The sequence below is a fragment of the Nostoc sp. genome, assembly GCF_036919495.1.
Lineage (GTDB): Bacteria > Cyanobacteriota > Cyanobacteriia > Cyanobacteriales > Nostocaceae > Nostoc.
In genome coordinates this window covers 42634-54931 of the sequence record NZ_JBALBZ010000067.1, presented here as the reverse complement: position 1 = coordinate 54931, position 12298 = coordinate 42634, and the positions used below count along the sequence as shown (strand labels likewise).

7 protein-coding genes are annotated in these 12298 nt (G+C 40.7%); 4 read left to right on the top strand and 3 right to left on the bottom strand.

What is annotated here, in order from left to right; all coding sequences use genetic code 11:
• Window positions 1-456: 456 nt before the first annotated feature.
• A complete protein-coding gene (locus V7K25_RS08705; RefSeq protein ID WP_335156977.1) occupies window positions 457-1791 on the bottom strand; it encodes a GTPase family protein in 1335 nt (444 codons plus the stop codon).
• A gap of 355 nt (window positions 1792-2146) precedes the next feature.
• On the opposite strand from V7K25_RS08705, the gene V7K25_RS08700 reads away from it, so the two are divergent.
• Complete coding sequence (locus tag V7K25_RS08700) at window positions 2147-2383, top strand: hypothetical protein (RefSeq protein WP_335156975.1); 237 nt, start codon at window positions 2147-2149, stop codon at window positions 2381-2383.
• A gap of 48 nt (window positions 2384-2431) precedes the next feature.
• Here the strand turns inward: V7K25_RS08700 and V7K25_RS08695 are convergent, their stop codons facing one another.
• Entirely contained in the window at window positions 2432-5080 is a 2649-nt protein-coding gene (locus V7K25_RS08695; RefSeq protein WP_335156973.1) for a PAS domain-containing hybrid sensor histidine kinase/response regulator, read from the bottom strand.
• Window positions 5081-5264: 184 nt separating this feature from the next.
• A complete protein-coding gene (locus tag V7K25_RS08690; protein ID WP_335156971.1) occupies window positions 5265-5963 on the bottom strand; it encodes a rhomboid family intramembrane serine protease in 699 nt (232 codons plus the stop codon).
• Between the two features lie 140 nt (window positions 5964-6103).
• On the opposite strand from V7K25_RS08690, the gene V7K25_RS08685 reads away from it, so the two are divergent.
• The 3 genes from V7K25_RS08685 (at window position 6104) to V7K25_RS08675 (ending at window position 12278) form a co-directional block, all read left to right on the top strand.
• Window positions 6104-8239: a tetratricopeptide repeat protein gene (locus tag V7K25_RS08685; RefSeq protein WP_335156969.1), complete on the top strand. Its 2136-nt coding sequence runs from the start codon at window positions 6104-6106 to the stop codon at window positions 8237-8239.
• Between the two features lie 320 nt (window positions 8240-8559).
• Entirely contained in the window at window positions 8560-10986 is a 2427-nt protein-coding gene (locus V7K25_RS08680) for an ATP-binding protein (protein WP_442948075.1), read from the top strand.
• Window positions 10983-12278 carry a hybrid sensor histidine kinase/response regulator gene (locus V7K25_RS08675; protein WP_335156967.1) on the top strand — a complete coding sequence of 432 codons (1296 nt, stop codon included), beginning with the start codon at window positions 10983-10985 and terminating at the stop codon, window positions 12276-12278. Before V7K25_RS08680 ends, V7K25_RS08675 begins: the two co-directional genes overlap by 4 nt.
• Window positions 12279-12298 lie beyond the last annotated feature (20 nt).

Below are 12298 nucleotides of genomic sequence, written 5' to 3'. Positions count from 1 at the left end.
TGACACAGCTAGCTGTGCTACCCTATGAGTTCTGGCTATACAAATCGAGCTAAACAGTAGAAGCCTATGCCACAGGTAAGCTGTTACGTATATAACTTGCATTATCAGGGCGGGCAGGATGCCCACCCCACAATCGATCTTGAAAAAATATTAGTGCAAATTAAAGGCGCAACAGCTTAATCCTATGTATCCCGCTTGTTAGAATTATAGGACTTACGCACGGGTAACGGAAAACGTAGACGCATTAGCGAAGCGGTAGCGACGTTAGCGTAGCGTCTCGCAGAGAAGGGAGCGTCCGCGGCTTGCCGCAGGCTACCACAGAGAACGCAAAGGTCACGGAGGAATGAGAGTTTTAGAGGGTTGTTTACCTCTGGTAACATTTGTATCTGCTGATTCCGAATTAAATGCAGCCGCAGCAAGTGAAGGTCTACTTGTTGAAAACCCTAACAACTACCCTTAATGTTTAATTCCCTTAAACCGTTCTTGCGCGGCTTGAAAGGCTTCTTGCATCACCAACTGAATTTTTTGGGGATCGGGTTTTTTACCTCCCATTAAATCACCAAAGTAAACGCAGGCTGCTTCCCCTAATGCCCAGGTATAGGCGGCTGCCCAAGAGGCTGCGATCGCACTGCCAAAACCTGGTATAAATTTAATTAATTCTCGTGCAATTGCCTGTGCTAAAAAACCACCTGCGATCGCACTCACAACGCCTCCCGCTTGAGATGGAGTAACTGTCTGCCCATATAATTTACCTAACAATCCCACCATTGATACTTGCAAGGCAGTGAGTACTGGCATTGTGGCAAATGGCAGAGGTACAGCCGCAAGAGTGGCAGACATAATCGAAAATGGCAAAATATAACGGCGTGCAGCATCTCGGTAAAGATGACCAAGTTGCTTCCCTGCTTCTTCTTGATCTAATAGTTGATAAATCGCCTGCGCTTCTGCTTCTGGGAGTAGTTCTGCTAAGGCATCTCGCAGTGCTTCTAAGCCATAAAATACCGGATTATAGCCATCTTCTTCTAGGGTAAAGTCAATGAGTACAGAGCGATCGGTTATTCCTGCGAAGGCTTGTTGCATTGCGGCAAATGCGCGGCTGACTTCTTGATAATCTGGTGGATAGGCAGGATGATCGACGGTATCGGCAGGATAAACCTCGTGCAAGCAAGTAACTACCAGCAAACAGGGAATATTTGGATACTGATGGCGCAACTGTTTAGCAATTTGTCGTAGCGTGTCAGTTGCAAAATCATTGATTTTGACGGTGAGAAGCAGGATTCTAGCGGAACGAGTTTCCTTTTTTAAATCGCCAACTAACTCCTGAATGATTAATTGAGTATCTTGTTTAACATCACCTAATCCGACTGTATCAGTAAAAATCAGCAACGGCAGGTCATTGGAAGGATAGGCATAGCGCTGGGTATGTTGCGTGTGAGGACGAAATCCCTGACCGACAATTTCGGCAGAAACTCCCGTCAATCCCCGGACAATTGAACTTTTTCCAGCTTGGGGTTTACCAATTAAGAGGGCTTCTGTGGTTGGCAGTTCGGCTCGGATTTTCTCTAAAATCTCGGCAACCTGAGTTTCGCTCACACTAAACCATTCAACAACTGTCTGTGCTACTTGTTCTACGGGTAGGAGTTGCGTTAGATGTGTTGTTGCTTTGTTCCAGACACCAGTAATGCGGTTTGTCCAGGAATCATCGACCGATTTGGTAGTTGCTCCATCAGTCGGTTCACTCAATTGCTGAGAATCAGTTGACGGTGAGTCAGCATCACGTTGCTCAGTCATTTCCATCTAAACGTAGAAGACCTTTTTACTCATCTTATAGCGATTCTCAAAGGGATAACTAGTACCGTTAGTAGTGTTATATTATGTCTGCTTAGATTACTTCACTAAGCCCCACCCCGCTCCCGCCGGGCTAAGGTGTACACACAAGTCTTCTAAGATTGCCCCACAAGTTTTTGATCCCCCCAACCCCCCTTAAAAAGCTATGGTGTACACACAAATCTTTTAAAGTAGGACTTACGCAAAATATCTCTCAAACTCTTATTTCTCCGTGCCCTCTGCGCCTCTGTGGTTCGTTATTCCGTAACTCTTGCGTAAGTCCTATAAAGTTGTTGTGTAACGTAGGGTGGGTTAATTTTTGCAGGTCGATGCATCAAAGGTGCAGGGCAATGCATCAAGGGTGCAGGGCAATGCATCAAAGGTGCAGGTCGATGCATCAAAGGTGCAGGGCAATGCATTAAAGGTGCAGGTCAATGCATCAAAGGTGCAGGTCAATGCATCAAAGGTGCAGGTCAATACATCAAAGGTGCAGGTCAAGAGACTTGTGTGTACACATACGTTTCAACTCTTTTACCCACATTTTTGTCAGAGTTAAATTGTCACACTGACAAATGACAAATAACCAATGACCAATGACCAATGACTAATTTATCAAATCAACGATCGCCTTTACCAATGCATCTGGATCTACTGGTTTAGAAATATGCATTTGAAATCCGGCTGCTAATGCTTGCTGCTGATTCATTTCGCCTGCATAAGCCGTCAGAGCGATCGCTGGTACGCGTCCTCCTTGTTCAGGCGATCGCGATCGCACTTCACGCATCAGCATATAACCGTCTTTTTTTGGCATTCCAATATCGCTAATTAAAACATGTGGTATCGACTCAGACAGCGCTTCTAATGCTTCCTGTGCTGAAGATACGGCAGTTACTTGTACACCGTAGTCTTGCAAAATAAAGGTAATTAAGTCGCGGATATCTGGTTCATCGTCCACCACTAAAACTTGAGTATCAGAAAGAAGCGAGGATTCAACTTCATAATCTAAAGACTCATTATCTCCACGCGTCACCTGTTCACTTCTAACTAAAAGCGGTAGTTCAACAGTGAAAGTAGTACCCAATCCTTCTCCAGAACTTTCAGCTTGAACTTTTCCCCCATGCATCTCTACAACCTTACGCACGATCGCTAATCCTAAACCTAATCCACCAAAGGCCCGCGTAATTGTGCTATCAGCTTGGCGAAAGTAATCGAACACATAAGGTAAAAACTCTGAGCTAATTCCCTTACCTGTATCGCTGACTTGAATTTGAGCTTGGTTGCCAACTTCCATCAGTCGAATTTCTAGGCGTCCGCCTGCTGGTGTAAACTTTACCGCATTGGAAAGTAGATTCCATACAACTTGCACAAGCCGATTTGGATCGCCCATCACTTGTCCCAAAATGGGATCAAATATCGTTTGAATTTGAATTGACTTAGCTTGTGCTGCGAGTTTTACTGTCTGTAGTGCTGTTTCAACCACCATCACCAAGTTCACTGGACAGGTATTCAAGTTTAATTTTCCTTGGAGGATGCGAGACACATCCAATAAATCTTCAATTAGCTGAGTTTGTAACTTGGCGTTGCGTTCAATGGTTTCTAAGGCGTGGTTAGTGGTTTTTTCATCAAAATTACGAGTTCGCAACATTTTTGACCACCCCAGAACAGAGTTAAGTGGGGTTCGCAGTTCATGGGAGAGAACCGCCAGAAATTCATCTTTGAGTGTGTTGGCGATTTCTGCTTCTTTGCGTGCTTTCATTTCTCGTTCGAGGAGGCGATCGCATTCTTGCTCAACTGATTTGCGATAAGTAATATCTAGTACAAAAGCAACACCATTATCCTTGGAGTCATTCAGCAAGGCCATCCCCAAAACAATTGGGACTCGTTTCCCGTCGCGCTGGAGATATTCTTTCTCATAAATTCTAGAAACTCCAGTGGTTTCCACTTCCAAAAGGGCGCGATCGTCTAAATCTTTATATTCAACAGGAGTAAGTTCTCTCCAATTAATTCTACCCAAAGTCGCAAATTCATCACGAGTGTAGCCAGCTAGCTGGAGAAAGGCATCATTGGCATCAAGAATAAAGCCATCCACATCCCAAAAAGCGATCCCCATTAGGTTGGATTCAAACAAACGCCGAAATCTGGCTTCACTTTCGCGTAATGTTTTTTCTGCCCGTTTGTGTTCGGTAATATCACGAGAAACTGTAATTACGCCTTCAATATTTTGGTTAGAATTCCGTAATGGTGTGAGAATGTATTCATAATAATGCACTTCATCAGAAGTAACATATTTACACTCATCCTTGATTGGCTGCCCAGTTTTCATTACAGCTTTTCGTTGATTATCTACCTGTTCTATAAGGTCTGCGGGTACATCCAGGTCTTGCAAAGTTTTTCCGACAAGATCCTGGGGCTTGAAGCCTAGTATAGTAGCTGCATCTCGACTGACATACTGATAGCAACCTCTGTCATCAAAGATATAAATATGATCGACTGAGGCAGTGAGGATGGCATTTAAAATATTTGCCTGTTCTTGGACTTGGGTTGTGAGTTCACGAGTACTTTCTACTGCTTGCTTGCAGACAGTATTTTCCATACAAACGCCGATCATCCGCACGGCTTGTCCGCGATCGTCGTAGATAAACTTTCCTTTAGCAGAAATCCAATGTACACTTTGGTCTGCTCGAACTATGCGAAATTCATCGTTGTAATCAGACTTTTGTTCTAAAGCATGGGCGATCCCTTGCATTACAGATTGCCTGTCTTCAGGATAAACGCACTTCTGAAACGTTTCGTAAGGGCTATCAAAACTGCCTGGAAGCACACCAAAAAGCAATTCATAATTTTCAGACCAGATGACTTTATTGGTAATAATATTCCAATCCCACAAGCCCATCTCGGAAACCTCTAGGGCTAACCTCAGCCGTTCTTCACTTTCCCTCAAAGAGGCTTCTACCTGCTGTCGCTGTGCAATTTGTTGTTGGAATTGCTCTAAAATGATTGCTACATCTGTTGGCATATTCTGGACTGTGGATGTCCCCTGTTCAAAATGCCGCTTGATATCATATTCAACAGCTTGAATATGGGGATATTCTAGTGCAAGCGCCAGTTTTTTTTCTAGCTCAATTACTTGCTCTTTAAGGGCTGCTTGCCTTTGCTGATAAAATGTTTCTGATTGCTCTAACTCAGCTACACGCTGCCGCAAAGCTACTAATTCATCAGTGACTTGAAAGTTCATTTTATCAACATTTGGCATCTTGCACACCGCTTATAACTAAACAATACCGATTTGAAGAGTAGGCATCCCCTAGCTTTAACAGTATGGATTTTGAAGCTAAAAAATGTAATCCGTCAAAAGGCGCATAAGGTTTTAGCCAAAAGACATCTTGTGAGATTAAGAGCGATGTCTAACAACAAGAAACTTTGCATCCAATAATAAATTATCTCTTCAAACGCGTAAAACCTGCACCAATCAATAATCCCACAACCTGTCCCCAGAAGACAACACCCGATTGGTTTATGCCAACAGGAGGAATATTTAAACTGCCTATGCCATAAAATAATTGTTGCACAAACCACCAAAAGAGATAGAAAAAAGCTGGAAGTTCAATAGGAATATACAAGATTATTAGCGGTAAAATTGTGTCTATTTTAGCTTTAGGAAACTTTGTAATATATGCTCCTAAAATAGCTGCGATCGCGCCATTGCCCCCAATCAGTGGTATTGTCAAACTCGGTGCCGCTAGAATTTGCACACAAGAAGCGATCGCGCCAGCCGCCAGATACAATCCTAGATAGCGTCTATGCCCCAGAATATTCTCGACAGTCTTACCAAAAACCCATAAGAATAACAGATTTCCCAATATTTGACTAAAACTGCCATGTAGGAATATTGCAACAAGTAGTGAAAATGTCCGCCAAATTACAATTATCCAAGCAGCAGAGTTGTAGAATAATGCATTTGTAATTGCCCCACTAATCTGGGCCGGAATCACACCCCAACTATTAATAAAATCGCCTAATCCACCACTAAATTCTAGTTGAAGCTCCCATAAAAATACGGCAACATTAATACCAATCAGCCAGTAATTAATAATCGGTTTATTCCGACAACGAATATTATCACTAATAGGAATCATATAAATTAGTCATTAGTCATTAGTTATTCTCCCCCTGCCTCCCCTGCCCCCTGCCCCCTGCCTCCCCTGCCTCCCCCTATCCCCCTTAACGTATGGCAAGATTGAAATCAGATCGCATCGCACTTAAGTAGGCAAACGAGATGCTGGGAAACACACTTGTAGGAAGATACCAGATTATTAGTAACTTGGGAGGTGGGGGTTTTGGTGAAACTTTTGTGGCTTGTGATACACAATTACCAGGTTCACCTCCATGTGTCGTTAAGAAACTTAAACCCCAGGCAAATGATCCCGTAAGCTTGGAGACAGCTAGGCGTTTATTTGATACAGAAGCACAAGTTCTGTATAAATTAGGAACTCACGATCGCATTCCCCAACTTTTAGCTTACTTTGAGGAGAACGCCGAATTTTATCTTGTACAGGAATTGATCGAAGGGCATGACTTGAGTCTGGAATTAATCCCAGGTAAAACCTGGAGTCAAGAGCAAGTAATTTCACTTTTACAAGAACTTTTGACAATCTTAGAATTTGTCCATCAACAGAATGTAATTCACCGTGATGTGAATCCACGAAATATCCTCAGACGCCATCCAGATGGCAAATTAATCTTAATTGATTTTGGCGCAGTTAAACAAATTACTACCCAGGTGATTCTTCCCGAAGGCTCAATTAAAGGTACTGTTGCTATAGGTACGCCTGGATATATTCCTGGAGAACAAGCTCATGGTACGCCAAAATTAAGCAGTGATATCTACGCTACAGGAATAATAGCTATTCAAGCTCTCACTGGATTGTCACCAGAGGAAATAGTAAAAGATGCCGATACTAATGAAATTATCTGGCACAATCAAGCCACGGTAACGCCAGAATTCGCTCAATTCTTAGATAAGATGGTGTGCTACGACTTTCGACAACGCTATGCTTCGGCAACGGTGGCATTACAAGCGCTGAAAGAGTTAACACAACCACCCGCCCAGACAATTGCATTAACTCCTATTTATTTGCCCAAAAATATAAACAAACCTCAACCTAAAAAAGGTATTTTGGGTAAAATTTTACTAGCAATATTTTTAATTGGGGTTAGCACAATAGCATCAATATTAATTTTAAATCATATTAATTCAAATAACGCCATAGAATTATCCAAACAAGGAAATACCCTTTTTGATTTACAACGCTATCAAGATGCATTAGAAGTATATGAAAAAGCCGTTAATATTAGACCAGATTATGCTCAAGCCTGGAATGGTCAAGGTAAAACGCTGTCTCAATTAAAAAAATACAAAGATGCGCTAGCGGCGTATGATAAAGCAATTCAAATTCAACCAGATGATTTTGAAGCTTGGAGTGGACGAGGCTTTGTATTAGGAAATTTACAACGATATCAAGAAGCGATCGCCTCTTTTGATAAAGCCTTACAATTCAATAATAAAAGCTCGGAAGTCTGGAATGCTAAGGGTGAAGCTTTTAGTAACTTAAATCAATACGATCAAGCAATTAAAGCTTATGAAACAGCGATTGAACTGAAACCAGATAATTATGAAGCTTGGTATAAAAAAGGATTAGCGTTACAAAATTCTAACCGATATGAAGAAGCGATCGCAGCATACCAAAAAGTTGTAGATTTAAAACCAGATTACGAGCAAGCCTGGTATAATTGGGGAAATTCTTTAGTTAAATTGCAACGCTATAAAGACGCATTTACAGCTTATGATAAAGCTGTACAATACAAGCCAAATTATTATCAAGCTTGGTTTTCTAGAGGTAATGTACTGCTCAATTTACAACGTTATCCAGACGCGATTGAATCTTTTAATCAAGTCATAAAATATAATCCCAGTAATTATCAAGCATGGTATAATCTGGGTTGGTCGCTGCATCAAAGCCAACGCTATGAAGAAGCAATAAAAGCTTATAAAAAAGCAGCAACACTTAAGCAAAAAGATTATCAACTCTGGTATAATTTGGGTAATTCGCAATACATTTTGCAAAAATACGAAGATGCGATCGCATCTTATAATAAGGCAGTTCGTTATAAACCAGACCATTCTGAAAGCTGGTATAGCAGAGGTAATGCGCTATTAAATCTGAAACAGTTTAAAGATGCGATCGCGTCTTACGATCAAGCAATAAAATATAAGCCTAATTACCAACAAGCAATAGACGGGCGCAATCAAGCCCAAATTCAACTACAAGGCGAAATATCAAAGCCTAAACCTGTAATTGTGCCAGTTCTCCCATTTCCTAATGCTACTAATTCACCGCAAACGACACCCTAGTACAGCACGGCGTCAATAAAGCTACGATTTCATTACAGTCAGAAAGCCCAAAATTAAAGCTTTTTGACTTTTAACTTCCGTCTTGCGGTACTAGTACATTAACAATTCGGAATTCCGAATTGTTAACAACACTTCTTCTAGCCAATAATTGGAATTTTAGTTGATTTTAAAGAATGTCAAATAAAAACTTATAATACACGCCATTACTATAAATTTATTAATTATTTTATCAAAAGCTGTGAGCATCGGTAGTTTCTTGGGCAATCTAAAGATAACCTAGAATTTCTTCTTGCCGAACTATGCCATTAAGGAGCTAACCCTTGATCCGAGCAAACTCCAGCCTATCAGCAACTAACAGAGAAAATCATCCCTCACGAAATTTATTAATTCGATTTATTCTTGGCGGCACTACCCTTATAGTCAGTATTTCTGCTTATTTTAGCTATCAAGCCGCTAGAAATATGATGCTCAAAGATTTGAGACATAGTGCTTTTTTAGAGGTACAGAGAGGGAGTGCTGAAATTGAGCAGTGGTTACACGTTCGCCAAGTAGAGGTACAAACCCTGGCAAATACTTCAACTGTACGTTCCTTAAACTGGTATGTGGCAGAACCTTATTTAAAAGCAGAAGTCAAGCGGATTCATGAATTTTTCTTGTTCCAAATAGCTACCCCTGATGGTTCATATTCCAATACAAAAGTTGGTCGAGCAAATAAAAATATTCGGGATCGAGACTACTTTAAAAAAGCAATTGCAGGAAATACCAACATTTCCGATCCCTTCATTAGCCGTTCTACAGGAATTTCTTTAATTGCGATATCTACCCCAATTTGGTCAAATTCCGCTATCAGTAGTTCACCGATAGGGACTTTCCACGGCAATGTGAAAGTCGATCACATTGCAGATGTTGTCAACTCCCTCTACTACGGTGCCAATAGCTATGCTTTTGCCCTCAATTCCCAAGGACAAGCCATCGTATATCCTAACTCGGCGTTAATGTCAACGGTAGAAAAACCTGCACCCAGCCTGCTGAAAATTGGCGATCGCAATTTAAATGCGATCGCGCAGCAAATGGTAAACAAACAACAGGGAATTGAGTTAATGGAAATTGACGGCACTAAAAAGTATGTAGCTTATCTGCCGTTGCAAGCCGCTAATTGGTCTGTGGCTTTGGTGATTCCCCGCGAAAATATCGAATCTCGATTGCAATTCCTCGATTTAATCGCCTTAATTGTTGGTGGATTGACAGTCACCATGATTACCGTCTTGTGGCAAGTACAAGCATTTGAACAAGCTGAACTGAAAAAATCTAAAACTGCGGCTGATACAGCTAACCATGCTAAAAGTGAATTTTTAGCCAACATGAGTCATGAACTGCGAACGCCCTTGAATGGCATTCTTGGTTGTGCCCAAATTTTGCTGCGTTCCCCAGCTTTACCTAATCAAGAGCAATATCACGTCAATATTATTGAACAATGCGGCTCTCATTTGCTGACATTAATTAATGACATTTTGGATCTCTCCAAAATTGAAGCAAAAAAGCTAGAATTGCATCCAGATGATGTGCATTTCCCCTCATTTCTCCAAGGAATTGTCGAAATCTGTCAGATTCGGGCAAAGCAAAAAGGTATTTTATTTGTCTATAAACCCGCGATAAACTTGCCTACAGGAGTTAATATTGATGTCAAAAGATTACGTCAGGTGTTATTGAATCTGTTGGGAAATGCCATCAAATTTACAGATCAAGGTCAGGTTACTTTTAATATTGAAGTAATCAATCAACCTTCCAGCGATCGCCAGAAACATCGCCTTCGCTGCACCGTAGAAGATACAGGAATTGGTATAACTCCCGCAGAATTGAGCAAAATTTTCTTGCCATTTGAACAAGTGGGTGATAAAAAGCGCCAAGCTGAAGGTACAGGGCTGGGTTTAGCTATAACTCGACAGTTAGTACAGATGATGGGTAGCGATATCCATGTTAAGAGTCAGATCGGTCATGGGAGTAGCTTCTGGTTTGAATTGGAGATTTCCGAAGCAACTGACTGGGTACAATCTGCGATCGCTTCATCAGAGAAACAAATCATTGGCTTTGAGGGTAACTCCTACACCATCTTGATGATTGACGATCGCTGGGAGAATCGTACAGTGATTACAAACTTACTGCAACCACTGGGTTTTAATGTAGTTGAAGCCAGCAATGGTAAAGAAGGTTTAGAAATAGCGATCGCCCTCAAGCCAGACTTAATTATCACAGATTTACTGATGCCAGAAATGGATGGGTTTGAGTTAATTGAACACATACGTCACACTCCAGAAATTCAGAATGTCAAGATTATCGTTTCTTCCGCTAGTGTCTTTGAAGCCGACAAACATCGTAGTCTGCAAGCTGGAGGTAACGCCTTCTTAAGCAAACCCATACATGTAGATGAATTATTGGATCAACTAGAAAAATACTTAAATTTGGTATGGATTTACAAGCAATCTCAGCCTGATGGAGAAAAAGCCAAAGAAGCAACAGCAAATAGCCAATCTGCTCAATTAACCTCTCCTTCTCCCCAAGTGTTGCAGGAACTAGTCACCTTCGCCAGTAAAGGTAACTTCAATGCCATTCTCAAGTGGGCCGATCAACTGGAGGAAACAGACATAACCTTCGCGCCATTTGCTAACGAAATAAGGCAGCTAGCAAGGCAATTTGATGAAGATTTAATCCTCAATTTCTTGACTCAATATGCAATGGAAACAGTATGAAAACTACTATTGAAGACCAAAAAAATTCTATCAATTACACTTTTTCTAAAGGAATTATTTTAGTCGTTGACGATAACCCTGCTAATTTACAAGTTTTATCCAGCTTTCTGGATCAGTCTAGTTTTGAAGTTTGGGCAGCACGGAGCGGTGAGAAAGCCCTTCAACGATTAGAAAATGATGATTTACCTGATTTAATCTTGCTGGATGTAATGATGCCCGGTATAGATGGTTTTGAAATCTGTAAACAGCTAAAAAGCAATCCTCGTGTCCAAGATATTCCGGTCATTTTTATGACAGCCCTCTCAGAAACTGCTGATAAAATCAAAGGTTTGCAATTGGGAGCCGTAGACTACATTACCAAACCTTTTCAGTATGAAGAAGTCTTACTACGGATTGAAAATCATTTAAAGCTAAGAAATTTGACGAAAACCTTAATCGCTAAAAACACCGAATTAGAACAGACTCAAACTCAACTTATTCAAGCAGAAAAGGTAGCAGCTTTAGGTCAACTGACAGCAGGAATTGCTCATGAAGTTAATAATCCCATCAATTTTATAGCTGGCAACTTAAATTTTGTTCAACAGTATGTACAGGAAGTGGTTAGTTTACTCTATCTCTATCAAAAATATCTGCCCGATCCACCAGAAGAAATTAAAACCGCAATTCAAAAAAGCGATCTCAACTTTTTATTAAATGATTTATCTAAAATTATTCAATCCATGCAAATTGGTACAGATCGTGTTACAGAAATTGTGTCATATCTAAACAACTTTTCACGACACAGAGAAAGGGGTAAAAAACTAACCAACTTGCATGAAGGGTTAGATAGTACATTACTCATTCTAGGGCATCGCTTTAAATATAATGCTCATCAACCAAGCATCAAATTAGTCAAAGAGTATGGAAGCTTGCCACTTGTTGAGTGTTTTCCTGGGGAAATTAATCAGGTTTTTATGAATTTAATTTGTAATGCGATCGATGCAATTGAAGAAAAATATAAGAATGAAGATATTGAGGCAGTTTATCAAAATCCTGGAGTTATTAAAATTAAAACTGAGGCAATTGGAGAGCAAGTTATTTTAAGAGTTGTCGATAATGGTTCAGGTATAAATACAGCAGATGCCACAAAAATATATGATGCTTTTTACACAACAAAACCTGTCGGGAAAGGAACAGGGCTTGGTCTATCTATTGCTTACCAAATTGTCGTGAATAATCATCACGGCAAGCTCACATACGATTCCAAACCAGGTGAAGGCATGGAGTTTATCATTGAATTACCCATCCGATAAATGAGAATTTGCAAACCAAA